24 protein-coding genes are annotated in these 25,065 nt (G+C 61.9%); 6 read left to right on the top strand and 18 right to left on the bottom strand.

Features of this window, described 5'->3' with window-relative positions:
• Positions 1–24 precede the first annotated feature (24 nt).
• The 3 genes from AMK05_RS32185 to AMK05_RS32195 are packed head-to-tail and all read left to right on the top strand — an operon-like array spanning position 25 to position 3,679.
• Complete coding sequence (locus AMK05_RS32185) at positions 25–1,278, top strand: aromatic ring-hydroxylating oxygenase subunit alpha (RefSeq protein ID WP_064844667.1); 1,254 nt, start codon at positions 25–27, stop codon at positions 1,276–1,278.
• Positions 1,268–2,359 carry an FAD-binding oxidoreductase gene (locus AMK05_RS32190; RefSeq protein ID WP_064844669.1) on the top strand — a complete coding sequence of 364 codons (1,092 nt, stop codon included), beginning with the start codon at positions 1,268–1,270 and terminating at the stop codon, positions 2,357–2,359. Before AMK05_RS32185 ends, AMK05_RS32190 begins: the two co-directional genes overlap by 11 nt.
• Positions 2,360–2,398: 39 nt before the next feature.
• On the top strand, positions 2,399–3,679 hold the full coding sequence (locus AMK05_RS32195) for a M24 family metallopeptidase (protein ID WP_064844670.1): 1,281 nt from the start codon (positions 2,399–2,401) through the stop codon (positions 3,677–3,679).
• 136 nt (positions 3,680–3,815) lie between these two features.
• On the opposite strand, the gene AMK05_RS32200 is transcribed toward AMK05_RS32195, so the two are convergent.
• From AMK05_RS32200 to AMK05_RS32285, 18 genes are all read right to left on the bottom strand, one after another.
• A complete protein-coding gene (locus AMK05_RS32200; RefSeq protein WP_064844672.1) occupies positions 3,816–4,829 on the bottom strand; it encodes a GlxA family transcriptional regulator in 1,014 nt (337 codons plus the stop codon).
• Between the two features lie 40 nt (positions 4,830–4,869).
• The gene (locus tag AMK05_RS32205) at positions 4,870–5,868 is read right to left on the bottom strand and encodes a 4-hydroxyproline epimerase (protein ID WP_064845029.1); all 999 of its coding nucleotides are present in this window, start codon (positions 5,866–5,868) and stop codon (positions 4,870–4,872) included.
• A 14-nt stretch (positions 5,869–5,882) separates the two neighbouring features.
• Positions 5,883–6,734, bottom strand: coding sequence for an ABC transporter permease (locus tag AMK05_RS32210; RefSeq protein ID WP_064844674.1), 852 nt, complete (start codon positions 6,732–6,734; stop codon positions 5,883–5,885).
• The gene (locus AMK05_RS32215; RefSeq protein WP_064844676.1) at positions 6,731–7,579 is read right to left on the bottom strand and encodes an ABC transporter permease; all 849 of its coding nucleotides are present in this window, start codon (positions 7,577–7,579) and stop codon (positions 6,731–6,733) included. Before AMK05_RS32215 ends, AMK05_RS32210 begins: the two co-directional genes overlap by 4 nt.
• A 21-nt stretch (positions 7,580–7,600) precedes the next feature.
• Positions 7,601–8,692, bottom strand: a complete 1,092-nt coding sequence (locus AMK05_RS32220; protein WP_064844677.1) for a quaternary amine ABC transporter ATP-binding protein — start codon at positions 8,690–8,692, stop codon at positions 7,601–7,603.
• Positions 8,693–8,776: 84 nt separating this feature from the next.
• Positions 8,777–9,628, bottom strand: a complete 852-nt coding sequence (locus AMK05_RS32225) for a glycine betaine ABC transporter substrate-binding protein (RefSeq protein WP_064844684.1) — start codon at positions 9,626–9,628, stop codon at positions 8,777–8,779.
• Between the two features lie 77 nt (positions 9,629–9,705).
• Positions 9,706–11,052 carry an NAD(P)/FAD-dependent oxidoreductase gene (locus AMK05_RS32230; RefSeq protein WP_064844686.1) on the bottom strand — a complete coding sequence of 449 codons (1,347 nt, stop codon included), beginning with the start codon at positions 11,050–11,052 and terminating at the stop codon, positions 9,706–9,708.
• Complete coding sequence (locus AMK05_RS32235; protein ID WP_064844688.1) at positions 11,049–12,566, bottom strand: aldehyde dehydrogenase; 1,518 nt, start codon at positions 12,564–12,566, stop codon at positions 11,049–11,051. Before AMK05_RS32235 ends, AMK05_RS32230 begins: the two co-directional genes overlap by 4 nt.
• Positions 12,559–13,470 carry a dihydrodipicolinate synthase family protein gene (locus AMK05_RS32240; protein ID WP_064844689.1) on the bottom strand — a complete coding sequence of 304 codons (912 nt, stop codon included), beginning with the start codon at positions 13,468–13,470 and terminating at the stop codon, positions 12,559–12,561. Before AMK05_RS32240 ends, AMK05_RS32235 begins: the two co-directional genes overlap by 8 nt.
• Complete coding sequence (locus AMK05_RS32245) at positions 13,467–14,183, bottom strand: GntR family transcriptional regulator (protein WP_064844690.1); 717 nt, start codon at positions 14,181–14,183, stop codon at positions 13,467–13,469. The genes AMK05_RS32240 and AMK05_RS32245 overlap by 4 nt, the downstream gene beginning before the upstream one ends.
• Before the next feature lie 411 nt (positions 14,184–14,594).
• Entirely contained in the window at positions 14,595–15,164 is a 570-nt protein-coding gene (gene gfa, locus AMK05_RS32250; RefSeq protein WP_064844691.1) for an S-(hydroxymethyl)glutathione synthase, read from the bottom strand.
• A 55-nt stretch (positions 15,165–15,219) separates the two neighbouring features.
• Positions 15,220–16,056 carry an S-formylglutathione hydrolase gene (gene fghA, locus AMK05_RS32255; RefSeq protein ID WP_064844693.1) on the bottom strand — a complete coding sequence of 279 codons (837 nt, stop codon included), beginning with the start codon at positions 16,054–16,056 and terminating at the stop codon, positions 15,220–15,222.
• 3 nt (positions 16,057–16,059) lie between these two features.
• Positions 16,060–17,187, bottom strand: a complete 1,128-nt coding sequence (locus tag AMK05_RS32260; protein ID WP_064844694.1) for an S-(hydroxymethyl)glutathione dehydrogenase/class III alcohol dehydrogenase — start codon at positions 17,185–17,187, stop codon at positions 16,060–16,062.
• Positions 17,188–17,275: 88 nt separating this feature from the next.
• On the bottom strand, positions 17,276–17,974 hold the full coding sequence (locus AMK05_RS32265; RefSeq protein ID WP_064844695.1) for a dimethylsulfonioproprionate lyase family protein: 699 nt from the start codon (positions 17,972–17,974) through the stop codon (positions 17,276–17,278).
• A gap of 15 nt (positions 17,975–17,989) precedes the next feature.
• Positions 17,990–18,919, bottom strand: a complete 930-nt coding sequence (locus AMK05_RS32270) for an electron transfer flavoprotein subunit alpha/FixB family protein (protein ID WP_064844696.1) — start codon at positions 18,917–18,919, stop codon at positions 17,990–17,992.
• Between the two features lie 23 nt (positions 18,920–18,942).
• Complete coding sequence (locus tag AMK05_RS32275; protein WP_064844697.1) at positions 18,943–19,692, bottom strand: electron transfer flavoprotein subunit beta/FixA family protein; 750 nt, start codon at positions 19,690–19,692, stop codon at positions 18,943–18,945.
• A gap of 34 nt (positions 19,693–19,726) precedes the next feature.
• Positions 19,727–20,332: a dimethylsulfoniopropionate lyase gene (locus tag AMK05_RS32280; protein WP_064845031.1), complete on the bottom strand. Its 606-nt coding sequence runs from the start codon at positions 20,330–20,332 to the stop codon at positions 19,727–19,729.
• Between the two features lie 44 nt (positions 20,333–20,376).
• On the bottom strand, positions 20,377–22,413 hold the full coding sequence (locus AMK05_RS32285; RefSeq protein ID WP_064844698.1) for an NADH:flavin oxidoreductase: 2,037 nt from the start codon (positions 22,411–22,413) through the stop codon (positions 20,377–20,379).
• Between the two features lie 146 nt (positions 22,414–22,559).
• On the opposite strand from AMK05_RS32285, the gene AMK05_RS32290 reads away from it, so the two are divergent.
• The 3 genes from AMK05_RS32290 (at position 22,560) to AMK05_RS32300 (ending at position 25,065) form a co-directional block, all read left to right on the top strand.
• The gene (locus AMK05_RS32290; RefSeq protein WP_064844700.1) at positions 22,560–23,189 is read left to right on the top strand and encodes a TetR/AcrR family transcriptional regulator; all 630 of its coding nucleotides are present in this window, start codon (positions 22,560–22,562) and stop codon (positions 23,187–23,189) included.
• 11 nt (positions 23,190–23,200) lie between these two features.
• Positions 23,201–23,995, top strand: a complete 795-nt coding sequence (locus tag AMK05_RS32295) for a pyrroline-5-carboxylate reductase family protein (protein WP_064844702.1) — start codon at positions 23,201–23,203, stop codon at positions 23,993–23,995.
• A gap of 68 nt (positions 23,996–24,063) precedes the next feature.
• A complete protein-coding gene (locus tag AMK05_RS32300) occupies positions 24,064–25,065 on the top strand; it encodes an ABC transporter substrate-binding protein (RefSeq protein WP_064844706.1) in 1,002 nt (333 codons plus the stop codon).

Genomic DNA, 25,065 nt, shown 5'->3' on the forward strand with positions numbered 1-25,065 from the left:
GAAACTCTCACATAAGAGGTTATCATGCTAAACAGGCTTCCTTCTTCCATTTCGGCCCTGCTCGACTCCCGCGCGGAAGGCCATTCGCTGCCGGCCGGTCTTTATGTCAGAGAGGACGTGTTCGAAGCGGATATCGATGTCTTCTTCCACAAGCACTGGATCTGCGTCGGCCTCGACTGTGATGTTCCCGAACCCGGCGACGCCACGGTGATCGATATCGGCAAGACGAGCCTGATCCTGCTGCGCGACGACGACGGCGAAATCCGCGTGCTGCACAATGTCTGCCGCCATCGCGGCTCCCGTCTTCTCAACCCGGGCAAGACGATCGTTTCGAAGCTCGTCTGTCCCTATCACACCTGGACCTACGAGCCGACGGGCGAGCTCAGCTACGCCCCCCATATGGGCAAGGATTTCGACAAGGATTGTCACGGTCTGAAGCCCGTTACCTTCAAATCGATCGGCGGCCTGATTTACGTCTGCCTGTCCGACAATCCACCCGAGGACATTGCCGGCCTCGAACAGGCAATGGTCGAGCGCCTCGCGCCCTACGATATCCGCAATGCCAAGATCGCCCACCAGACCGACGTCATCGAGGACGGCAACTGGAAGCTGACGATGGAGAACAATCGCGAGTGCTATCACTGCTCCGCCAACCATCCGGAGCTTTGCGTCTCCTTCGTCGATCTCGACTTCGGCTTCGATCCCGAAACGCTGAGCCCGGAAGATCGCGAACAGGCCGAGGAGCATTTCCGGCTTTACGAGGCGCGCACGCAGGCATGGGAAGCCGATGGCTTCCCGTCGGCTGCCGTCGAGCAGCTTTCCGACTGCGCCACGAATTTCCGCACGCAACGGCTGATCATATCGGGCGCAGGCGAATCCCAGACCCACGACGCCACCGCCGCTTCGTCGAAGCTCCTCGGGCAGATGATCCGTAAGGATCTCGGCGACACGCATCTCTGGGGTCATAACAGCTGGAACCACTTCATGGGCGACCATGCCGTCGTGGCAACCGTCATCCCGCTCTCGGCCGGCAAGACGCTGGTGAGAACCAAGTGGCTGGTGCACAAGGACGCCGTCGAAGGGGTCGATTACGATCTCGACAAGCTGACGGATGTCTGGGTTGCAACGACGGACCAGGACGCCGATCTCGTCGCCCGTTCCCATGCCGGGGCTCTCGATCCCGCCTATCGGCCAGGCCCCTATTCCCGCTTTTCCGAGACGAACCTCGACAAGTTCGCCACCTGGTACATCGACCGGATGCGCGCTCATGGATACTAGGACCCCGCAAGTGCTGCTCGCAAAGGCCGCCCGTCACGACGTCTGGAATCCTGAGGAAGACGATGCGCTCGTCTGCCTCGACGTCCAGCAGGAGACCCACGACGTCAAGACCTTCACCTTCGCCTCCCCTAACGGCAAGCGCTTCGCCTTCAAGGCCGGCCAGTATTTTCTCTTCGACCTCGAGCACAATGGAGAGGCGGAAAGCCGGTGCTACAGCATCTCCTCTTCGCCGCATCGCACGAACGCCTTCTCCGTCACGGTGAAGCGCGTTCCGGGCGGCAAGATCTCCAACTGGCTGCACGATACGCTGGTTCCGGGCGCCTCCGTCAAGGCGAACGGCCCGCTCGGCCATTTCGTCCGGTCGGAGGCGTCGAAGCCAAAACTTCTGCTGCTCTCGGGTGGCTCCGGCATCACCCCGGTCATGTCCATTCTGCGGGAACTTGCCGACAGCTGCGAACCCGCCGACGTTGTCTTCATGCATGCGGCGCGCACGCCGCAGGATCTGATCTTCCGCGACGAACTCGCCTGCATCGCCCGTAGATTGAAGGGCCTTCGGCTCCACCTCCTGCCGGAGACCGTTGCGGGCGAGGCGTCCTGGCCGGGTCTCACCGGGCGTATTTCGGCAGACTATGTCAGGCTTGCGGTTTCCGATATCGCCGAGCGGACGGTGATGTGCTGCGGCCCCGCCCCGTTCATGGCGGCCGCACGCAGCATTTCTGCCGAACTCGGCGTTCCCGCCGCGCATTATCTGGAGGAAAGCTTCGACGCCGCCGTCATCGACGAACCGGAAATACCTGCCGTTCAGGAGGCGGCCGCCAAGGTCTTTCAGGTCACCTTCTCCAAGCAGGCCCGCAGCATCGAGGTAACAGGCGATCAAAGCGTGCTCTCTTGCGCGAAGAAGTCGGGTGTCAGGATTCCATCCTCCTGCGCCAACGGCGTCTGCGGCACCTGCAAGTCGAAGCTCACGTCAGGCACGGTCGACATGAACCATAATGGCGGCATCCGCCAGAGGGAAATCGACGCCGGCTTTTTCCTGCCCTGCTGCTCGAAGCCGCTCAGCGATCTCGTCATCGAACGCTGAGCGACACCGCGTCAATCACCAACAACAGGAATCACGCGGATGCTGCGAGACGACAACGATTCCGTCGAGCTGAGCGGCTCGACCGTCTTCAAGGATGAGCGAAAGCAGGCCTACCTCAATCCCGATGGCGCGGACCGGCCGCTCATCAGTCCGGTGCCGGCGGCCACACTCGACCGGGCACGCCGCTACCGGCTGGCGCGGCTGCGCATGAAGATGCGCGAATGGGATTGCGGCGCCCTGCTGCTCTACGATCCCGTCAACATCCGCTATGCCTTCGACTCGTCGAATATGAGCATCTGGACGATGCATAATCCGTCGCGTTACGCGCTGATCCTGGCCGACGGCCCAGCCATCATGTTCGAATTCGAAGGCGCCGAACATGTCGATGACGGGCTGCCCGGCATCGACGAGATCCGGCCGTCGAAATCCTGGATCTTCTTCACCGCCGGCAACCTCATCGAACCCCGCCTGAAAGCCTGGGCAGACGAGGTCGCGGACCTGGTGACCGGGAATGGTGACAACAGGCGCATCGCCGTGGACAGGCTCGAACCATCAGGCGCCTTCGAACTCACCGAACGCGGCTTTACCCTTCTCGACGGCCAGGAGCTCGCCGAACGGGCGCGGTCGATCAAAAGCGCCGACGAAATCGAGCTGATGCGCTGGACGATCCGCGTCTGCGAAGCCGGCATGGCGCGGATGTACGAGGTTTCCGAGCCCGGCCGCACCGAGCGGGAGATCTGGGCCGAACTGCACTTCGAAAATGCCCGCAGCGGCGGCGAGTGGCTGGAGACCAAGCTGCTGACCGGGGGCGCGAGAACCAATCCCTGGTATCAGGAATGTTCCGATTACGTCGTCAAGCGCGGCGAGATGATCTCCTTCGACACCGACATGATCGGCCCCTACGGCTATTGCGCCGACCTCTCGCGCTCATGGACCTGTGGCCATGTCGCGATGAATGCCAAACAGAAGGAGCTTTACGCGGCAGCCAGAGATCAGATCGAACACAATCTGTCGGTCATCCGGCCCGGCATGACGTTCCGCGAATTCAACGAATTGTCGTGGCAGATCCCGGAGAAATATCAGCCCTATCGCTACACGCTCGCCTTGCACGGCACCGGCATGGCGGACGAATGGCCGGGCGTGCTCTTGCATCCGGATTTCGATCCCGATTTCAGCGGCATCATCGAGGAGAACATGGTGCTCAACGTCGAAAGCCTGATCGCCGAAGCCGGATCGGAGAGCATCAAGCTGGAGACCCAGGCCCTGATCACATCAAAGGGCGCGGAGCGGCTGGACACCTTTCCGTGGGAAGAGATCTGAGGTGCGGTTAAAGCATGTCGCGCAAAAGTGTGCTGCGGTTTTGCCAGGCAAAGCGCGAAGCGCTTTTGCGGCAACGACATGCGAAAAAACAAAGACCTAAAGCGCAAGGAGCGAATCTGAAAGATCGCGAAGCGCTTTAGTGCGCTCTCAAAGCGGCTGCGCGATGCTGTGACGGCGTCTGCCCGAAAGTCCGCTTGAAGGTTCGCGTGAACTGCGAGGCATTCTCGAAGCCGACATCAAGCGCGATCTCGATCAGCGGCGCCTTCGACTGGACCAGAATGGATTTTGCCCGCTCCATGCGAACCCGATTATAGGCCTTGGCAGGAGACATTCCCGTCTTGTCGATGAAAATTCTCTCCAACTGCCGCCTCGACAGGCCAACCATGCCGGCGAGCTTCTGGATCGATATGCTGCCGTCGACGAACTGTTCCATCGTAATCATCGCCGCCTTGACGCGGGCGTCGTCATAGTCGTCATACAGCGGACGGCGGGGCTGGATATCCGCCGGCGCCCGGGCCTTCTCGATCTGAAGCACCTCAAGCGCATTTCGCTCGGCATCCCGGCTGATATATTTCCTGACCAGCAACGCCGCCATGTCGGCCGCACTGCTGCCGCCGGCGCAGGATCCGCGTTGACGGTCGAGATTGAAAAGCCGGTCGGAGCGAACGCCATGATCGGGAAACCGCTCGCGAAACTCCTTGTAATGCAGCCAGCTCACGCAGGACTCGTGCCGCTTCATCAGGCCAGCGGCCGCAAGAATGAACGAGCCCGTGCAAACGCCGATCAGCGGCACCTTCTTGGCATCCGCTTGCCTCAGGAAGGTGATGGTCTGTTGGTCGACAGGGTTCTCCACCGTCAGAAGCCCGCCGACGACCACGATGTAATCGAACTTCAACGGATCGACGAAATCGGAGGTCGGGGCAACCTGAACGCCGCAGCTCGAGGTGATCAGATGCCGCGTGCTGCCGATCACCTGCCAATCTGCAAGCACCCTCCCGGAGCGATCCTGCTCGTCGCTGGCAAGCCGCAGCGTGTCGATGAAGAGTGCGAAGGCCGACAGCGTAAATGACCGCGACAGCACGAATCCCACTTTAAGCCGAGCACCGGGTTTCGCGGCGCCGTCTCCCTGCCGATGCTGCTCCGGTCGCATAGTCATCTCCTTGCCGCCTCCCAAAACTCGGAAAATGCGCTCATCGAATTTGAAAACCGTGTGCCAGCGGATCACGGTCGTCAACAAAAATGGTGTTGTGGCCGATGACCCGTGCCCAGCCGCCAATGCTTGGAAGAATGCCGCGATAAGGTCCGACCCTCGCCTCGGCTTCGACCCGGCCCTCGAAAATGGTTCCGATCATGCTTTCGTGACGGTATTTCGACCCGACATCGAGCCGCCCCTTGCCATGGAGCTGAGCCATGCGCGCCGAAGTGCCGGTGCCGCCCGGCGACCGATCGATGGCCTTGTCGCCGTAGAAGACCGCACAGCGTCCGTCCGAGACGTCGTTGACGGGACGGTCGCACCAGATCGCATGATGCACGCCGCGGATCCTGGCATCGTCGGGATGGACGGGATCGCAGACATCGGCAAGCGCTGATCTCAGCTTCTGGCTGCAGCCGACGATATCGGATGCTGACATGCCGTCGAGCCCGCTCCAGTTCTCTTGCGGCTCGACGACTGCATAGTAGTTGCCGCCATAGGAGATATCGACACGCAGCCGGCCCATACCGGGCACATCGACCTCGACATCGGCCTCATGGAGATAGCTCGCCACATTGTGGAGACGAACGGAATCGACATAGCCGCCCTTCTCCTCATAGGTCACATCAACTCTGCCGGCCGGCGTTTCGATGGCGACCCTGCCGGGCTCGCGCGGCCTGACCAGCCCCTCCTCGATCGCAGCGGTCACGGTGCCGATCGTGCCGGCGCCGCACATCGGCAGGCAGCCGCTGACCTCGATGAACAGAACGGCGAAATCGCAGTCTTCCCGGTAGGGAGGGTAGATGATCGAGCCCGACATAATGTCATGCCCCCTCGGCTCGAACATCAGCGCCCTGCGGACCCAATCGTGGTCGCGGACGAAGATCTCCCGGCGCTCGCCCATCGGCAGGTGCGGAAGCAGCGGGCCGCCGCCGGCAACGAGGCGGACGGGGTTGCCGCATGTATGCGCATCGATGCAGAAGAAGCTGTTTCTCATCCTCGTATCCTTGCTCATCTCGCCTTCGGCAGCCTGTCGCGGTCGAGCAGGCCGCGGGACAACCGGTCGAGCAGAAGGGCGACCGCGACGATCGCCAGGCCTGCTCTCAGGCCAAGTCCCATCTCCATGCGCGTCAGGCCGCGCGTCACCTCGGCGCCGAGCCCGCCTGCGCCGACGAGGCCGGCCAGCACGACCATCGCCAGCGACAGAAGAATGCACTGGTTGAGCCCGACCAGCAGCGTCTGCTTGGCCAGAGGGATTTCGATCTTCCAGAGGATCGAGCGCGGCGGCGCGCCGATGGCGCTGCCGAGTTCGATGAAAACCTTCGGTACCTGGTTGAAGGCCAGCGTCGTCAGGCGCAGCATCGGCGGAATGCCGTAGACGATGGTGGCGATAATCGCGGGCACGCGCCCAAGGCTGAAGATCATCACCGCAGGAATGAGATAGACCCATGGCGGCACGGTCTGCATCACGTCGAGGATCGGGCGAACCACCGCCTCCAGCGTCTTGTGCCGCGAGCACAGGACGCCGATCGGAAAGGCGATGAGCACCGAGATCATGACGGCGACGCTGACCAGCGCAAGGGTCTGCATCGATGCCGTCCACAGCCCGACAAGCAGGCAGAAACCGAGGCAGAGCCCCGCAAGGATCGCGGCGCGCAGGCTGACGGCAAAGAACGCCAGGACGACGACAATCGCGATCAAAGCATAGGGCGGCACGATGAGCAGCGCCGCCTCGATTGCCGAAAGCACCGTTTCCACCAGATAGCTGATGGCCGCAAACAGCGGGTGAAGATTGGTGTTGAGCCAATCGACCGATGGAGCCAGGAAGGCGCCCGGCGAAAACTGCAAGGTCGAAAGATTCATGCTTTCCTCCCTGTTCCCAAGCGAGCGGCACTCTGGGTTATCCGGTCAATCACCATGGTCAATACCACGATAGCGATCGCTCCATTGATTGAGGTGGCGATGTCGAGTGTCCTGATCGCGCCGTAGATCGTTTCTCCGAGCCCGCCGGAACCGACGATGCCGGCGATGACCACCATGCCGAAGGCCATCATCAGACTCTGATTGATGCCTGCCATGATGCTCGGCAGCGCGAAGGGAAGACGGATCTTGAAGAACATTCTCGCCGGCGTCATGCCGAGCGCCTCTCCAAGTTCGATGAATTCCTTGGGAGTCATGCGGATGCCGAGCGAGGTCAGGCGGATGGCCGGCGGCACTGCGACGATCACGGTCGCAATCAGCGCCGTCGCCGGTCCGTAGCCGAGCAGGGCGATCGCCGGCAGCAGGTAGATATAGGGTGGAAGCGTCTGGATCAGATCGAGACCCGGCTCCATGAAGCGATCGAGGGCGGTGAAGAAGCCGGCGGCGATGCCGATCGGGATACCGATCGCCAAGGCGATCACAGTCGCGGTCAGGACCAGAGCGAGCGTGCTCATCGTCTCCGGCCAGAGCCCCATCGAAAAACAAAGCGCCAGGGCGACGCCGCTCAAGAGGGCGAACCAGACATTGACCAGCCGCCAGCCGATCAGCGCCACGACCAGAGCGATCACGTAGAATGGCGGAAGCTGCAGCAGCCAGAGGATGCCGTCATAAAGCCCTTCGAGAACCTGTCTGATATAGTCGAAGAGGAACTCTCCATTGTCGCTCACCCATTCGAGTGCTGCGTCCGTCCATTCGTCGAAAACATCGGTGAAGGCTGAACTATCCATGTCAATCACCTCCAGTTGGGGTCACGCCGCGGTGAGATCGTGGGCGGAGGTTCCCTTGACGCCCATCAGCAGGCTGCGCGGCGTGACCACGCCGACGACCTGATCATTGTCGACGACGGCGATAGCGTCGCGCTCCGACTGCATCGTCAAAGAGATGAGCTCGTCGATATCGGCGTCCGGCGTCGTGCGGGCCAGCGAGGCGATGTCGAAGTTCGGCGCACCCTGCTGGAATTCGGCAACGCTGCGCATGACGGAATGCGCCTTGATCAAATGAAGGCGAGAGATACCCGCGACGAATTCGGCGACATAGGCGTCCGCCGGGTTGAGGATGATTTCTTCGGCCGTGCCGGTCTGGATGATGACGCCGTCCTTCATGATCGCGATGCGGTCGCCGATGCGGATCGCCTCGTCGAGATCATGGGTGATGAAGACGGCGGATTTGCCGAGAGCTTTGGTCAGCTGGCGGAATTCATCCTGGAGCTGGCGCCGGATCAGCGGGTCGAGCGCGCTGAAGGGCTCGTCCATCAGGATGATCTCGGGATCGGAGGCGAGCGCGCGGGCAAGCCCAACGCGTTGCTGCATGCCGCCGGAAAGCTCACTGGGATAGCGGCTCAGCCAGTCGGCGAGGCCGACCTTCTCAAGGGCGGCAGCGGCGGTCTTGTTCCGCTCCGCCTTTGCAATGCCCTGGACCTCGAGGCCGAAGGCCGCGTTTTCGAGCACCGTCCGGTGCGGCAGCAGCGCGACGCTCTGAAACACCATGCCGATGTTCTTGGCGCGCATCTGCCTGAGATCGACCGGCGACAGGCTGGCGAGGTCGCGTCCCTTGACGAGGACCTTGCCGGAGCTCGGCGTGATCAGCTTGTTGAGAAGGCGGATGAGCGTCGATTTTCCGCTTCCCGACAGTCCCATGATGCAGAAGATTTCGCCGCGCCGGACTTCGATGCTCGCATCGGAGACGCCGACGACGCAGTTGAATTCCTTGAGGACCTCTGTCTTGCCGAGGCCGCGCTCCTTGATCGATTTCATCGCGGCGGCGGACTTGCCTCCGAAGACCTTCCAGAGGGATTGGCAGTCGATCAGGACATCCTTGGCATCGATATTGGCGGCTTTCATAGCGATCCCCTTTGAGCCAATGGCGCTGGCTTCTTCATTCGGCTTGAAGATGGCCGCCCGACGGATCGGGCGGCCACGATGCGATTACTTCTTCTTGATGTTTTCCCAGCGCTTGATCAGGTCGGCGTGACTGCCGATCCAATCCTGCACGGCCTGGTCCATGGTCTTGCCATCCTTGACTTCGCCGTTGATGGTGGTGATGTCGGCGATCGGCATGTAGACGCTGGCCATGACTTCGCGGGCATGCGGATATTCTTCCGAGAAGCCCTTATGGCCGATCCAGTAGTAGCTCTGCGGCGGCGGGAAGACGCCCTTCGGATCCTTGAGGTACTTGACCTCGTACTTCTGGACCATCCACGACGGCTCCCAGATCGTGACCGCGATCCATTCCTGGCGGTCGTAGGCAGACTTCAGCGCCGCCGTCATCGCGGCGGTGCTGCCTTCGACGAGCTGGAGCTTGAGGCCGTAATCCTTGACCGCATTCGCCGTATCGCGCATCAGGCCCGCACCCGGTTCGATGCCGATGATCTTGCCGCCGAACTTGTCGGCGTTTTCATTGAGCTGTTCGAGCGAGTCGATCGGAACGTATTTCGGAACGGCGACGCCCTGATAGAGGCCGTGCGAAACCGGCGAAATCTTTTCGAGACGGTTCTTGTTCTTGTCCCAGTAGTCTTGCGCGACGTAATCGGTCTGCGAGGTGAGAGCCTGGATATCGCCCTTGGCAAGAGCAGCATAGGCAATGCCCCATTCGGAGAACTCGGTCACCTTGACGGTGTAGCCGGCATCTTCGAGAACCTTCTTGGTAATGCCGGTGATGGGCGTCAGATCTTCCCACGACATCGTGCCGAGAGTGATCGTCTTTTCCTCAGCGCGAGCAGGAAGAATGCTCATCCCGATCACCGCAGCGGCGCAAAGCGCCTTCCACAAAATCTTCATTGTTCTTACTCCTGGTTTTCGTTCCCGTACTCATCGAAGTCTGCAGGCGGCAGTCTTCACATTGCGCGGCCGAGGGATCATCCCTCGCGGCCTGCCCGCAATTCCTGGAAGCGGATGACCGAGTTGACGCCGAGCCATGCAATGGGTTCGGGCGGCAGCCTGGTCGGCTCCGGCTGGTTTTTGTATTTCTCAAGCTCAGGGCTGGCGGCGCCGGTCGCGAGATCGGCGGCCATCATGCCGGCAAAGGTGCTCTTGACGGTGCCGAGACCATTCTCGCAGCAGGCGGAAAAGAGCCCCTCTTCGACCTCGCCGAATGCCGGCACATGGTTTCTGGAGAGGCAGAGCGCGCCCGCCCAGCTATATTCCATCGGCAGGCGCTCCATCCCCGGAAAACGGGCATCGAACGACCGCCGCTGTTCGGCAGCGATTCCGGCGACGCGCTTCTCCGACACTTTCAGGCTCGGGTCATAGGTGAACCTCGTCCTGACGACGATCCTCGAAAGCCCGTCCTTGGTGATCTTGCGCACCGTCGCACCCATCGGATCGGCCGGCAGCAGCGCCCAGCGATCCACACCGGTGACATCGCCTGCGAATTCGTTCTGGGAAAAGGCCGAGGTCATCGACGCATAGGTGAAGATATGCATCAGCCTTCCGCGGAAATGGCCGAAGCTTTGGATATGGCCGTTCACACCGAGAATGACCTTCGGCGCCGAAACGGAGCCGCGGGCGGTCTTCGCTTTCCAACTCCTGCCTTCGCGCGAAAGCTCCAGCACCGGCGAGTGCTCGTGGATCGCAACCTTCGAATGGAGTCCACGCGCCAGGCCTCTGATATAATCGGCCGGCTGGATCATCACCGCGCCCGGCGTGTAGAGGCCGCCGCGATAATAGTGCGAGCCGGTCATCTCCCGCATCTGCTCGGCATCGAGAACGCGATGCTCCTCGCCGATCTTCTCAAGCGACTTCCTGTAATTGTCGTTGAAGCCCATCCCTCGCTCGGAGGCCGCGGCGTTCACCTTGCCGGAGGGATCGAAAGTTTCCCGGGACAGGCCGTATTCGGCCGCGACGTCGGCAGCAAAGGAAATCGCCAGACGGTTCTGCCGGATCTCGTCCTTGGTCGAATCTTCGTCGGCGACCGAATACTCGCCGGAGGACAGGTTGTGCGGCACGTCGATCATGAAGCCGGAATTCCTTCCGGCCGGGCCCTTGGCGAGTTCGCGCGCCTCCAGCACGACGATCTTGTCCTCGGGCCGCGACTGCGAGAGGCGGCGGGCCGCCGACAGGCCGGCAAATCCGCCGCCGATGATCAGCCAGTCGGCGGTAATGTCGTGTTCAAGCGCCGTTACGGGAAAGGCGCGTTCGCTGGTCGCCTCCCATCCCGAAACGCCGGTGTCAGTCGGCAGGTGCTTGATCACATGGCGGGTCATCGGATCGTCTCGTCGACGGAGCGCTCCGAAATGTCGATCCAGATGGTCTTGAGCTCGCAGTAATTGTCATGGGCAAAGACCGACTTGTCGCGGCCGCCGAAGCCGGACTCCTTGTAGCCGCCGAACGGCGTGGTGGCGTCGCCTTCCCCGAAGCAGTTGACGGTGATCAGGCCGGCCCTGATGTCGCGGGTCAGCCGGATCGCATTGCGCAGGCTGCCGGTATAGACGGAGGCCGTCAGGCCGTAATTGGTGTCGTTGGCCAAAGCGGTCGCCTCGGCGAGCGTGTTGAACGTCGTGACCGACAGGATCGGCCCGAAGATCTCCTCCTGGAACAGGCGGCTGGCCGGCGGCACACCCTCGACCAGCGTCGGCTCGATGAAGATGCCGTTATAGGTTTCGCCGCCTTGGGTGACGGACAGCTTTTCCGTCTTGGCGTCGTCGAGGAAGGATTTCACCTTTTCGAAATGCGACTTGCTGACGAGCGCGCCGATGCGGTTTTCAGGATCGAGCGGGTCGCCCGTCTTCCATTCGCGCATATAGGCGCCGATGCGCTTCATCAGCTCGTCCTTGACCTTGGCATGGACGATGAGACGCGAGGTGGCCGAGCAATTCTCGCCCATGTTCCAGAAAGCGCCGTTGACGACCTGCTCGGCAACGAGATCCAGGTCTTCGGCATCGTCGAGAACGACCGCGGGGTTCTTGCCGCCGCATTCGAGCACGACCTTCTTGAGGTTCGAGTCCGCCGCATACCGCAGGAAGCGGCGGCCGGTCGGCGTCGAGCCGGTGAAGGCCACCATGTCGACATTATTGTGCAGGCCGATCGGTTCGCCGACCTCCCGGCCGGAGCCGGTGACGACGTTGAACACACCAGCCGGAATACCGGCTTCATGGGCGAGTTCGGCGACGCGCAGCGTGGTCAGCGTCGTTTCCTGCGCCGGCTTGACGATGACCGAGCAGCCGGCGGCAAGCGCCGGGCCGATCTTCCAGGCCAGCATCAGCAGCGGGAAATTCCACGGCAGCACGCATCCGACGACGCCGATCGGCTCGCGCACGATCATCGTCAGCGCATTGGCGCCGACCGGGGCGGTGTTGTCATAAAGCTTGTCGATCAGCTCGGCATGCCAGCGCAGCGTATGAATGGTATCGGGAACGTCGACCGTCTGGCATTCGCGCACCGGCTTGCCGCTGTCGATGCTTTCCAGGACGGCGAGCTCGTGTCTGTTCCGCTCCAGGAGCTTGGCAAGTTTCAGAAGCACTTCCTTGCGCTCGCCCGGCGAGCGGAGCCGCCAACGTCCGTCGTCGAACGCTTGCCTCGCCTTCTCAACGGCGAAGTCGACATCGCTGGAATCGCAGGCGGCGATTTCGGCCAGAACCTCGCCCGTCGCAGGGTTCGTCGAGGTGAAAGTCTTGCCGGAATTTGCCGGACGAAATGCGCCGTCGATGAAGGCATTCGTCGGAAACTGCAGTTCGGCGGCGATCGCCTTATATTCGGCGGCGGTCAAGGGTTCATGCATGATTGGCTCCCGACGTGATCTGGGCGACTGTGCGCTTCAATGTGGCGACGACGGTCTCAAGGGTTCTTTTCTCTTCGGAGTTCAGTCCGCGCAGCGGCGCCCGCACCGGGCCGGCTTTGAGGCCGATGATCTCGCAGCCGTGCTTGATCGACTGAACGAATTTGCCGCATTCGAGGAAGTCCATCAGCGGCAGCATCGCGCTCATGATCGCGCGGCCCTTGTCGAAATTCTTTTCGAGGACGCAGGCCTCGTAGAGGGCGACATGCTCGCGCGGCAGGAAGTTGGAGCCGGCGCAGACCCAGCTCTTCGCGCCCCAGGCGAAGAATTCGAGCGCCTGGTCATCCCAGCCGCAGGACAGCGCAATGTGCGGAAACTTGCGGGCGAGCCGGTGAAGATTGCCCATGTCGCCGGAGCTTTCCTTGATGGCGATCACGTTCTTCGACTTGCCGACGCGGGAGAAATACTCCTCGCCCATCACCACGCCCATGCGGGCGGGATAGTTGTAGAGCATGATCGGCAGGTTGGCGGCGCGATCGACCGTCAGCGCATGGACCGCATTCTCGCGTTCGGTCGGCAATGCATAGGGCGGCGACGACACCAGGATCGCATCCGCGCCGACTTCCTTCGCCGCCTTGGCGTATTCGACCGAATCTTCGGTGCGCGTGGCGCCGGTGCCGATAATCAGCGGCAGCCGCGTGCCGATGACGTCCTTCGCATAGGCCGCGAGTTCGTGACGTTCCTGGCTGCTCTGGGCGTAGTATTCGCCCGTCGAGCCGCCGACGATGATGCCGTGGACGCCCGCCTCGATCAGCGACTCGAGCACGGCGGCAAATCCGGCCCGGTCGATCTGACCATTCTTGTCGAGCGGCGTCACCGCCGGCGTATAGATCCCCTCAAACTTCACGACGACTTCTCCAATACTTGCGTGGCCGGACCGCCGAGGAAGGCGTCCGCTTTCAGGCCTTGCGGAGCGATGAACATCTCCATGTTCTCGCGGGACAATTCCCAGTGTTCGAAAACGAGATCGACGACGGCATTCTCGTCGTGAGCGCCAAGCGCTGCGATGAAGCCGTCATGGTGGTCGACCGCCACCTGCAGCCGCCGCTTCATGTCCTCGTTCCTCGGCCGGAAGAACGTGTGGCCGATGCGCGCGTGATCGATCAGCAGCCGGCCGAGGCTCGGCTGCAGATAGACGTTGCCCGACATCTCTCCGAAGATCTCGTGAAAGCGATTGTTCTCAAGAACCATCGCCAAGGCGTCCATGTTCTCGCTGGCAGCGCGGAACCGTTCCTGCGTCTGCTTCAGATCCGCCAGTTGAGCCGGCTTGAAGTTCTGCACCGCGAGACGGCCGATCGCCGCATAGATCATCGGTGCGACGAGAAAGAAATTGCGAAGCGTGGAGTGGTTCATCGGGATGACCCGCGCACCCCTGTTCTCGCGGATGTCGATATAACCCTCGCCAGCAAGGCGACGGAAGATATCGCGCACCGGCGTCCGGGAGAGCCCATACCGCTCGCTCAAACTGGCCTCATCCAGATCGGCGTCCGGATCGAGTTCCATCGTCAAAATCTGGCGTTTCAGGTCGTCGTAGAGATTGCTCTTCGGTGTCTTCGCCATCGTCGATCTCCGGCCATTTGTTGCTCTACGCCCTGAAGATGGCATGCCTTTTGGGAGGAGTCAATAATTGTGTACTTTGCGTACACAATTATTATTCCCAAGATACACAATAGCGCGGACGTGAGAGGAAAGCAGCTCTCTCGAAGGCGGGAGACTGGCGGGGCTGACGGGTGAGCAGACATCCACAGCGAAAAGCTCCGCGGCGGCACCCCGGATTTCTCGTCAGGCGGTTTATCGTGGGGTGAGAATTCTCTGCAGTCGACATCGATGCGCTTTTGCATCCAAGTCGATCATCAGGCGTCCGAAGCCTGGGCGCCGGCAAGTCGGCGGTGCGCGGCCACCGCGGAATATGTCGACATCCGGACAGCGGCGGGTGGCCGGGGGGCGCCGAAGCCGGCGCTCCCCGGTGGATTACGAGGCGAGCACGCCGCTCTTCTTGGCGGTCCAGGTTGCGATAGCGTCCATCAAGCCGGGGTTGAGACAATCGTACGGCTCGATACCGGATGCCTTCAACTGCGCTCTGACCGCGTCCATCTTGCCAGGATCGAAGCCGCTTTCGATGATCGACGAGACGAAGGCCGCAAAGCCGGGCTTTGCCCAGCCGCTTTCCTGGAAGCGCTCCGGATGGACGAACGACAATCCCTGGAAGGGATGTTCGCGCTCGACCGGCCCATACATATGCACGCCGCATTCCTTGCAAGCGTGCCGCTGGATCAGGGCAGCAGGATCGACGACGGCGAGCTTGTCGCCGTTCTCCAGGACTTCGACGTTTTTGGTCGGCGCAACCGCCACGACCGAAAAGGTAGCACCCGCAGGCTTCCAGCACTTGGTGCAGCCGCAGGCGTGATTATGGGCGATATCGCCCTTGATCCTGACCTTGACGGGGTTGCTCGTGCATTTGCACACCAGCGTCCCGCCTGAAAAGGCGGCGTCAGTCGCTCGAAAACCTGAATCCACTGCCGGATGAATGGCTATGCTCATTGATGTTCTCCTTCCCTCCCTGGCCGTTTGCGTTATGCCCGGCCAAGCTCTGCAATCAATTTCCCAGCCTCTGCGCGTGCCAGCGCAGATGGTCCTCCATGAAAGTCGAAATGAAAAAGTAGGAGTGGCCGTAGCCTTGCTGCATGCGCAGCTTGAGCGGAATGCCCGCCGCTTCGCAGGCCTGCCGGAGCTCGTCGGGACGCAAGCCATCCTCCAGGAAGCTGTCCGCCGTTCCCTGATCGACGAACAGTTCGGGGAACCGATGCCCGTCCTCGATCAGCGAGCAGGCGTCATAGGCCCGCCAGGTCGCCTCGTCCGCGCCGAGATATTTCCGCAAGGCCGGCTTCGACCAGCCGGAGACCGAGGGATGGCTGATCGGCGCGAAGGCTGAGCAGCTCCGGAAGCGGTCAGGATTCTTGAGCGCGATGGTGATCGCACCATGGCCGCCCATCGAGTGACCGAAGATCCCCTGGCGGTCCATGTCGACGGGGAAATGTTCGGCGATGAGCCGCGGCAACTCGTCGACGATGTAGCTGTACATGCGATAATTCGCCGAATAGGGCGGCTCTGTAGCGTCGACGTAAAAGCCGGCGCCCTTGCCGAACTGCCAGTTGTCGGGCTCGTCGGCAACATGGTCGCCGCGAGGGCTGGTATCCGCGCAGACGATGATCAGTCCGAGTTCGGCGGCAAGCCGCCGATACTCGCCCTTGTCCATGACATTGGCATGCGTGCAGGTCAGGCCGGAGAGGTACCACAGAACCGGGCAATTGCCCTCGGCCGCCTGCGGCGGCACGTAGACCGCAAAGGTCATGTCACAGTCGCAGGCCTGCGAGCGATTGACGTAGACGCCTTGAGTGCCGCCGTAAGACTTCTCGGTCGAGATGGTTTTCATGGCTCAATAGACCACCACGCCGCGGATGCTTTCGCCCTTGTGCATCATGTCGAAGCCCTTGTTGATATCGTCGAGCGGCATCGTGTGGGTGATCATCGGGTCGATCTGGATCTTGCCCTGCATGTACCAGTCGACGATCTTCGGCACGTCGGTGCGGCCGCGCGCGCCGCCGAAGGCGGTTCCCATCCAGTTGCGGCCGGTGACCAGCTGGAACGGCCGGGTGGAGATCTCCTGGCCGGCGCCGGCAACGCCGATGATGATCGATTTGCCCCAGCCGCGGTGGGAGGCCTCAAGCGCCTGGCGCATCACCTTGGTGTTGCCGGTGCAGTCGAAGGTGTAGTCGGCGCCGCCGATCAGGTCGCCATTGCGCTTGGTCATATTGACCAGATGCGGCACGATGTCGTCGCCGACCTCCTTCGGATTGACGAAATGCGTCATGCCGAACTTTTCGCCCCAGGCCTTGCGGTCATTGTTGATGTCGACGCCGATGATCATGTCGGCGCCGGCAAGCCGCAGGCCCTGCAGCACGTTGAGGCCGATGCCGCCGAGACCGAAGACGATCGCCGTCGAACCGATCTCCACCTTGGCGGTGTTGATCACCGCGCCGATGCCTGTCGTCACCCCGCAGCCGATGTAGCAGATCTTGTCGAAGGGGGCGTCGGGATTGACCTTGGCAAGGGCGATCTCCGGCAGCACGGTGTAATTGGCGAAGGTCGAGCAGCCCATATAATGATGGATCTTGTCCTTGCCGATCGAGAAGCGCGAGGTACCGTCCGGCATCAGACCCTGGCCCTGGGTCGAGCGGATGGCGGTGCAGAGGTTGGTCTTGCGCGACAGGCAGGAATAGCATTCCCGGCATTCCGGCGTATAAAGCGGGATGACGTGGTCGCCCTTCTTGACCGAGGTGACGCCGGGGCCGACATCGACGACGATGCCGGCGCCCTCATGGCCGAGGATCGCCGGGAACAGGCCTTCCGGATCGGCGCCCGACAGGGTGAAATCGTCGGTGTGGCAAATGCCGGTCGCCTTCACCTCGACCAGCACTTCGCCGGCCCGCGGGCCTTCCAGCTGCACGGTCATCACTTCGAGCGGTTTTCCGGCGGCAACGGCTACGGCGGCGCGAACGTCCATATTGATATCCTTCCTCTGAAATTAAATTCTGACTGCTAGATAATTCGATAGGCTGGCCTCTCATCGGCCTTCGCCGATAGCTGCCCCCTCACGTCTCGGGCTCAACCTGGCACCAGACCGCAAGAAGCGGCCTGGCCGTGCATCTTATCGCGAATGATTGCCCGGCATCGTTTGCGAAAACAGTGCCGGTCGCAGCAGAAAACCACTGGGAATTGCCAAGGCAGATTTCTCCGGGCGACAGCAGAATAAAGGCCCGCGGCTGCGTCTGAACATGATCGGGAAACCGGGTGTAGCGGTCCATATAGATCACGCCGACCCTGAGATCGGCGCGCTCCTCCATGCCGCCGGGGCCGACCACGACGGCATGAGAATGCGTATTGCCGAAATTCAGGCTTGCAAACGGACCCGAGCGGCCGCGCCGCCAGAGCAGGCTGTCGGCAAGACTTCTGAATTGGCCGGCAATCGCCTCGTATTTCCGTCCTGATTTCGCAAGATGGCCGATGGCGTCATCAAGCCCTTCGGGCGCGCCGGGAAGAGGCGCGCCCTCCAGGGGGCGCACCTTGCCGGTTTTGAGCAGTTTCTGCAGAACCTTGCCCGCGACGAAACTGGCGACGGCAGGGGCGTCGGCCGACAACATCAGACCGCCGACATCGTTCAGGAATTCCTGCAGCGGCTGAGGACGCCTTTCCCTGCCGATGTCGTGCAGCCGTATATAGGCCGGCTTTTCCTCATCGTTCAGAAGAAGGTCTGCCCCCCGTTTGATTGGACGTCCTACCGCGCGCGCCACGTTCTGCCCCCTCGCTTAGAGCGCCTTTTCCAGTTCCGGCAGAGCCTCGAACAGATCGGCGACCAGGCCGTAGTCGGCAACCTGGAAGATCGGCGCCTCCTCGTCCTTGTTGATGGCGACGATCACCTTCGAATCCTTCATGCCGGCCAGATGCTGGATGGCGCCTGATATGCCGGCGGCGATATAAAGCTGCGGCGCGACGACCTTGCCGGTCTGGCCGACCTGCCAGTCGTTCGGCGCATAACCGGCATCGACGGCGGCTCTGGATGCGCCGACGGCAGCCCCGAGCTTGTCGGCAAGCGGCAGGATGACTTCCCGGAACTTCTCCGCCGAGCCGAGTGCCCGGCCGCCGGAAAGGATGATTTTCGCCGAGGTCAGTTCCGGACGGTCGGAAGCCGACAGCGCATCGCCGACGAAACGCGACAGGCCCGGATTGGAGATCGCCGCGATCGCTTCGACGGCAGCAGAGCCGCCTTCGGATGCCGAGGCAAACGAGGCGGTGCGCACGGTGATGACCTTCTTGGCATCACTTGCCTGCACCGTCTGGATGGCATTGCCGGCATAGATCGGCCGCTTGAAGGTATCGGCGGAGATCACTTCGATGATCTCGGAGACCTGGGCGACATCGAGCAGGGCTGCGACCCGCGGCAGCACGTTCTTGCCGACCGAGGTCGCCGCCGAGAGGATGGTGTCGTAGGCACCGGCGAGCGAGACGATCAGGTCGGCGAGCGGCTCGGCCAGATTGTTAGCCAGTTCGTCGCTTTCGGCCAGCAGCACCTTGGAGACACCGGCGAGTTTGGCCGCGGCATCGGCCGCAGCCCTGGCGCCCTTGCCGGCGACGAGAATATGAATATCGGAGCCGATCTGGCTTGCGGCCGTCAGCGCCTTGGCGGTCTGGTCGGAAAGGCTGACATTGTCGTGGTCGGCCAGAAGAAGAATGGTCATGATGGTGTTCTCTCTTTCCTGCCTTAAAGCACGCCGGCTTCGTTCTTCAGCTTGTCGACGAGTTCGGCGACCGACTTGACCTTGACGCCGGCCTTGCGGCCCGAGGGCTCCTCGGTCTTCAGCACCTTCAGCCGCGGCGTGGTGGAGACGCCGAAATCAGCCGGGCTCTTCTTGTCGAGCGGCTTCTTCTTCGCCTTCATGATGTTCGGCAGCGAGGCATAACGCGGTTCGTTGAGACGCAGATCCGAGGTGATCACCGCCGGCAGCTTGATCTCGATCGTCTGCAGGCCGCCATCGACCTCGCGGGTGACCGTTGCCTTGCCGTCACCGATCTCGATCTTCGAGGCGAAGGTCGCCTGCGCCGAACCGAGCAGGGCGGCCAGCATCTGGCCGGTCTGGTTGCTGTCGTCGTCGATCGCCTGCTTGCCGACGATGACCAATCCCGGCTGCTCGGCATCGGCCACGCCCTTGAGGATCTTGGCAACGGCAAGCGGCTCGACTTGATCGTCGGTCTCGACCAGGATCGCCCGGTCGGCACCCATGGCCAGCGCGGTGCGCAGCGTCTCCTCGGCCTTGGCCGGGCCGATCGAAACCACCACCACTTCCTCGGCCTTGCCGGCCTCCTTCAGCCGCAGCGCCTCTTCCACCGAGATCTCGTCGAACGGGTTCATCGACATCTTCACATTGACAAGCTCGACACCGGAACCATCCGGCTTCACCCGGATCTTCACGTTGTAGTCGACGACGCGCTTGACGGGCACGAGAATCTTCATTTGCAAAACCCCTTTATGTCTAGACTGCCGGCCATCAGTGCGGCCGTTCGGCAAGCAGCGCCCAGAGGGCGAAGAGCGGTGTGTCCACCGACCTCATGGCATGTTTGATCCCGGGGCTATTGTAGAACGATCCGCCGATACCAGGCGAAAACCAGTCCCCCTCCCCTTGCTGAAACTCTCCCTCGGAAAGCACGAGATAAACTTCCTCCGGCGGGTGGTCGTGATCGGGATAGCGCACGCGCGGCGCCAGCAATGTCACACCGAGCCACAGGTCGCTCCGCTCCTCCAATCCTCCCGGGCCGACGATCATGGCATTGGCATGCCCATCGACGAAATTGTCGCCGGCCGTGTGGTCATACTTGGTGCGCCGACGCCATTCAAGCATCGGCTCGATGCCTTTGAACGCCTCGATCAATCGTGCCAGTGAAGGATCATAGGAGGGATCGACCGCAAGCGCCACATCAAGCTGAGCGCAGACGGGCAACCGGCTTCCCTGCCCCGCACGTGCGACCCCCGGCCGCTCCAGCGCCGCAAAAAACTGACGGATCGAGCGCAGGGACTCCGGGGCTTTCGCGAACTGACCAAAAGCCAGAGACGCGGCGTCCACGAAAAGCTGGAGGCTTTCCTCCCGTAAACTCATATCACCCCCCGAAATGAGCGGCCGACGGGCGGCCGCTCCTGCGATCATATATCCTTGGCGATGCGCAGACCGTCATAGATGGCGGCATGCGTATTGCGCGCAGCGACAGCATCGCCGATCCGGAACAGCTGAAACTTGCCCTCGGGATTGCGCATGACGGACTGCGGTTCTCCCGACAGGAGCTGGTCGTGCGACATCTCGCCGAGATTGCTCGAGCTGGGCTTCAGCTCGAAATAGAGCTCGTCGAGCGGAATGGTCCCGTGATTGACGACGATCTGGTCGAAGCTGCTCTGCTTGGCAATCCCGCCGTAATCGCTGCCGACATGGGCGACGAGCTGGTTGCCGCTCTTCTCCACAGCCTCCAGGCGGTAGGTGACGGTGAAGGTCACGTCATGTTTCTGAAGAGAGCGCATATAGGGCACCAGGTTCATGGCCATGACCTCGGGCGCGAAGGAGCGGTCCGGCGTCATGATCTCCACCTTGGCGCCTGCCTTGGCGAGAAACTCCGCCGCCTGAAGACCGGCATGGTCGCCGGCATCGTCGAAAATCAGCACGTTGGTTCCAGGTTTCACGTCGCCGGAGATGATGTCCCAGGACGAGACCACCAGCTCGTTGCCACGCGAGAGAACCTCGGTATGCGGCAAGCCGCCGGTCGCGATGATGACGACATCGGGGTTCTCGGCTTCGATCGTGTCGGCTTCCGCCCAGGTATTGAAGTGGAAGGTCACGTCGTATTTCTCGCACTGACTCATGCGCCAGTCGACGATGCTGATCATCTCCCTGCGGCGCTCGCTTTGGGCGGTGAGCCGGATCTGGCCGCCGGCATTGTTCGCCGCTTCGAAGACGACGACCTGGTGGCCGCGCTCCCCGGCGACGCGCGCTGCCTCCAGACCGGCCGGGCCGGCGCCGACGATGACGACCTTTTTCCTTGCCTCGGCCTTCGCCACGATATGCGGCATGGTCAGTTCGCGGCCGGTGGCGGCATTGTGGATGCAGTAGGCGGCCCCGCCCTGATAGATGCGATCGAGACAGTAATTGGCGCCGACGCAGGGACGGATATCGTCTTCCCGCTTTTCGATGATTTTGCGGACGATGTGCGGATCGGTCATGTGGGCGCGGGTCATGCCGACCATGTCGACCTTGCCGGCCGCGATCGCGTGGCGGGCGGTGGCGACATCGGGGATCTTCGCCGCATGGAAGGTCGGGAAGTCGGTCGCGGCACGGATCTCGCCGGCGAAGTCGAGATGCGGCGAATTCGCCATCCCCTGGATCGGGATCACGTCGGTCAGACCGGCGTCGGTATCGATGTGGCCGCGGATCACGTTCAGATAATCAATGAGGCCGCTTTCTTTCAGGCGCTTGGAGATTTCGATGCCTTCGGCCTTGGCGGTGCCGCCGGGAAGACACTCGTCGGCAGTATAGCGCAGGCCGAGAATGAAGTCGTCACCCACCCGTTTCCGGATCGCCTTGAACACGTCGAAACAGAAGCGCAGACGATTGTCGAGCGAGCCGCCATAGGGGCCATCGAGCTCGTTGGTGAGCGGTGACACGAACTGGTCGATCAGATGACCGTAGGCCTCGAGTTCGACGCCGTCCATGCCGCCCGCTTTCATGCGCTCGGCCGCATCGGCGAAGTCCTTGATGATGCGCTCGATATCCCAATCTTCCAACTTCTTCGGGAAGGCGCGGTGCGAAGCCTCGCGATGATGAGACGGGGCGACGACCGGCAGCCAGTCACCTTTGTCCCAGCGCGTGCGCCGGCCGAGATGGGTGAGCTGGATCATGATTGCCGCACCCTCTTCATGCACGGCGTCGGTCATTTCCCTGATCCAGGGTACGATCTCGTCCTTATAGGCGAGCAGATTGTTGAAAACCGGCGGGCTGTCCTTGGAGACGGCCGCCGAGCCCGCCGTCATCGTCAAAGCCACCCCACCCTTGGCCCGCTCCACCGTATAGGCGCGATACTTCTCCTTCGGCATGCCGTCTTCCGGATAGGCCGGCTCGTGAGACGTCACGATGATGCGATTGCGCAACTTTAAATGCTTGAGCTGATAGGGCTGCAGAAGAGGATCATTCGACATGGGTCGCGGTTCCGGATTAAAACATCGAGGGAAACGCTAAGGGTAATGTACATATGTGTCAACGATGAAAACATCTAAGTCGTTATTTTTGACACATATGTACATTTTTCTTGTGCGCGGCCTCATAATTTGATAGGAGATAAGGCATGGATCAGGCTTTGAACGACACCGGCTGGCGCGGATCGCAGGAGGGATGGCTGGAAGCAGCTTACCACTCCTTGCTGGAATCCGGCGTGGATTCGGTGAAAATTCTGCCGCTGGCGAAGAAGCTCAATCTCTCGCGCACGAGCTTCTACTGGTTCTTCAAGGATCGGGAGGAGTTGTTGAGTGCACTCGTGGCGCTATGGCGCGATAAAAACACCGGCAACATCGTCAAGCGGTCCGAAGCCTATGCGGAATCGCTGGCCGAGGCGATGCTCAACGTCTTCGATTGCTGGCTCGACAACGATCTGTTCGACGCGAAGTTCGAGTTTGCCGTGCGCAGCTGGGCGCTGCAGTCCGACGAGCTTCTCGCCGAAGTCCAGCAGGCCGATCAGATCCGGCTGGAGGCGCTGAAGCGCATGTTCATGCGGTTCGGGTTACCAGAAACGACATCGGATGTCAGAGCGCGAACAACTTACCTCGTGCAGATCGGATATATTTCCATGCAATCAAAGGAGGAACTTGCCGTCCGCATGAAACGGATTCCGGAATATATCGCGATCTATACGGGCGTCGTGCCGCAGCAGAGGGAGCTCGACCGCTTCTTCTCCCGGCATGGCTACAGACCCGGCTAGAGGAGGCTCGGATGAGCGTTTCCTTGAGGATCGGCATAATTGGTGGCGGCGGCTGGCTGGGCGGAGCAATCGCCGGCTCGATTGTCGACGCCGGCCTGGTCGAGCCTCGGAATCTCACGCTCTCCTATCGCAGTCAGCAGCCGGACCGCTTCCCGAATTCCTTCTGGACGTCCGACAATCAGGCGCTTGCCGACCGCTCGGACGTGATTCTTCTCTCCGTCCGGCCCGATGACTGGCCCACCCTTGATGTCGATGCCGGCGGCAAGCTCGTCATTTCGGTCATGGCGGGCATCGGTCTTGCCGCCCTTTCGCGACGCCACAAGACCGGCCGTGTCGTCCGCGCCCTGCCGAATGCCGGCGCCGAAGTGGCCAGGTCCTATACGCCCTGGATTGCTGCGGGCGACTTCACGGAAGGCGACCGCGCCGTCGTCCGCGCCATTTTCGAGGCATGCGGATCGCAGGACGAGGTCGCAACAGAAAGCGACATCGATTACCTCACCGGCCTTTCCGGTTCCGGACCGGCGTTCCCGGCGCTGCTTGCGGCCGCCATGATGCGCGACGCGGTCGCCCGCGGCCTGCCGGCCGCGATTGCGCGACGCGCCGTCAATACGGTGATATCGGGCGCCGGCCGCCTTTTGGAGCGTCGCGACGAGAGCCCTGAGGAGGTCGTGCAAACCTTTCTCGACTATCGCGGCACCACTGCGGCGGCCATCGACAGCATGCGGGCGGCGGGGTTCGACGCTTCGGTCGCCAAGGGATTATCGGCAGCATTTCAGAAATCGGTGAGTATGGGAAAGGTTTCCTGACGACCGTTGGGGCGGGTACTGCGGCACCCCGCTCGGCAAGACAAGCCGCTAAACAGAGGGAACGAGAAATGAAAAAATTACTTGCAACGACGTGTTTGACGTTCGGCCTGATCGGCGGCGCGTCATTCGCCAGCGCTGCCGAATGCGGCAGCGTGACCATCGCCAGCATGAACTGGCAGAGCGCCGAAGTTCTCTCCAACCTGGACAAGTTCATCCTGAACGAAGGCTATGGCTGCAGCGCTGACATCACCGTCGGCGACACCGTCCCGACGATCACCTCCATGGCCGAAAAGGGCCAGCCGGATATCGCGCCGGAAGCCTGGATCGACCTTCTGCCCGACGTCGTCAAGAAGGGCACGGAAGAAGGCCGCATCGTTCAGGTCGGCTCGCCGCTGCCGGACGGCGGCGTGCAGGGCTGGTGGATTCCGAAATATCTCGCCGATGCTCATCCCGATATCAAGACGATCGGCGACGTGCTGAAGCATCCGGAACTCTTCCCCGATCCCGAGGATCCGAAGAAGGGCGCCATCGTCAACGGCCCGCAGGGCTGGGGCGGCACGGTCGTCACTTCGCAGCTTTACAAGGCGTTTGAAGCCGAGAAGGCGGGCTTCACCCTCGTCGATACCGGCTCCGCCGCCGGCCTCGACGGTTCGATCGCCAAGGCCTACGAACGCAAGGAAGGCTGGGCCGGCTACTACTGGGCGCCGACCGCGCTGCTCGGCAAGTATCAGATGGTCAAGCTCGAAGCCGGCGTGCCGGAGGATGCCGCCGAATGGAAGCGCTGCATCACCGTTGCCGACTGCCCCGATCCGAAGCCCGCTTCGTGGCCGGTCGATCACGTCGTCACCCTGGTTGCCAAGCCCTTCTCGGAAAAGGTCGGGCCTGAGGTCATGGACTACCTGGCGAAGCGCTCCTGGAGCAACGACACGGTCAACAAGCTGATGTCGTGGATGACCGACAACCAGGCGACCGGCGAAGACGGCGCCAAGCACTTCCTGAAAGAAAACAAGGACATCTGGTCCAAGTGGGTTTCGCCTGAGGCAGCCACGAAGATCGAAGCTGCCCTTTAA

The sequence above is a fragment of the Rhizobium sp. N324 genome (assembly GCF_001664485.1).
GTDB lineage: Bacteria > Pseudomonadota > Alphaproteobacteria > Rhizobiales > Rhizobiaceae > Rhizobium.

Excerpts from the sequence above, each read along its gene's own strand:
- AMK05_RS32280 (WP_064845031.1), bottom strand. The coding sequence starts at position 20,332 with ATGAGTTTACGGGAGGAAAGCCTCCAGCTTTTCGTGGACGCCGCGTCT.
- AMK05_RS32210 (WP_064844674.1), bottom strand. The coding sequence starts at position 6,734 with ATGAATCTTTCGACCTTGCAGTTTTCGCCGGGCGCCTTCCTGGCTCCA.
- gfa (WP_064844691.1), bottom strand. The coding sequence starts at position 15,164 with ATGAGCATAGCCATTCATCCGGCAGTGGATTCAGGTTTTCGAGCGACT.
- AMK05_RS32275 (WP_064844697.1), bottom strand. The coding sequence starts at position 19,692 with ATGAAGATTCTCGTGCCCGTCAAGCGCGTCGTCGACTACAACGTGAAG.
- AMK05_RS32185 (WP_064844667.1), top strand. The coding sequence starts at position 25 with ATGCTAAACAGGCTTCCTTCTTCCATTTCGGCCCTGCTCGACTCCCGC.
- AMK05_RS32230 (WP_064844686.1), bottom strand. The coding sequence starts at position 11,052 with ATGACCCGCCATGTGATCAAGCACCTGCCGACTGACACCGGCGTTTCG.
- AMK05_RS32235 (WP_064844688.1), bottom strand. The coding sequence starts at position 12,566 with ATGCATGAACCCTTGACCGCCGCCGAATATAAGGCGATCGCCGCCGAA.
- AMK05_RS32270 (WP_064844696.1), bottom strand. The coding sequence starts at position 18,919 with ATGACCATTCTTCTTCTGGCCGACCACGACAATGTCAGCCTTTCCGAC.
- AMK05_RS32260 (WP_064844694.1), bottom strand. The coding sequence starts at position 17,187 with ATGGACGTTCGCGCCGCCGTAGCCGTTGCCGCCGGAAAACCGCTCGAA.
- AMK05_RS32195 (WP_064844670.1), top strand. The coding sequence starts at position 2,399 with ATGCTGCGAGACGACAACGATTCCGTCGAGCTGAGCGGCTCGACCGTC.
- AMK05_RS32205 (WP_064845029.1), bottom strand. The coding sequence starts at position 5,868 with ATGAGAAACAGCTTCTTCTGCATCGATGCGCATACATGCGGCAACCCC.
- AMK05_RS32285 (WP_064844698.1), bottom strand. The coding sequence starts at position 22,413 with ATGTCGAATGATCCTCTTCTGCAGCCCTATCAGCTCAAGCATTTAAAG.
- AMK05_RS32300 (WP_064844706.1), top strand. The coding sequence starts at position 24,064 with ATGAAAAAATTACTTGCAACGACGTGTTTGACGTTCGGCCTGATCGGC.
- AMK05_RS32225 (WP_064844684.1), bottom strand. The coding sequence starts at position 9,628 with ATGAAGATTTTGTGGAAGGCGCTTTGCGCCGCTGCGGTGATCGGGATG.
- AMK05_RS32190 (WP_064844669.1), top strand. The coding sequence starts at position 1,268 with ATGGATACTAGGACCCCGCAAGTGCTGCTCGCAAAGGCCGCCCGTCAC.
- fghA (WP_064844693.1), bottom strand. The coding sequence starts at position 16,056 with ATGAAAACCATCTCGACCGAGAAGTCTTACGGCGGCACTCAAGGCGTC.
- AMK05_RS32200 (WP_064844672.1), bottom strand. The coding sequence starts at position 4,829 with ATGCGACCGGAGCAGCATCGGCAGGGAGACGGCGCCGCGAAACCCGGT.
- AMK05_RS32220 (WP_064844677.1), bottom strand. The coding sequence starts at position 8,692 with ATGAAAGCCGCCAATATCGATGCCAAGGATGTCCTGATCGACTGCCAA.
- AMK05_RS32245 (WP_064844690.1), bottom strand. The coding sequence starts at position 14,183 with ATGGCGAAGACACCGAAGAGCAATCTCTACGACGACCTGAAACGCCAG.
- AMK05_RS32215 (WP_064844676.1), bottom strand. The coding sequence starts at position 7,579 with ATGGATAGTTCAGCCTTCACCGATGTTTTCGACGAATGGACGGACGCA.
- AMK05_RS32290 (WP_064844700.1), top strand. The coding sequence starts at position 22,560 with ATGGATCAGGCTTTGAACGACACCGGCTGGCGCGGATCGCAGGAGGGA.
- AMK05_RS32295 (WP_064844702.1), top strand. The coding sequence starts at position 23,201 with ATGAGCGTTTCCTTGAGGATCGGCATAATTGGTGGCGGCGGCTGGCTG.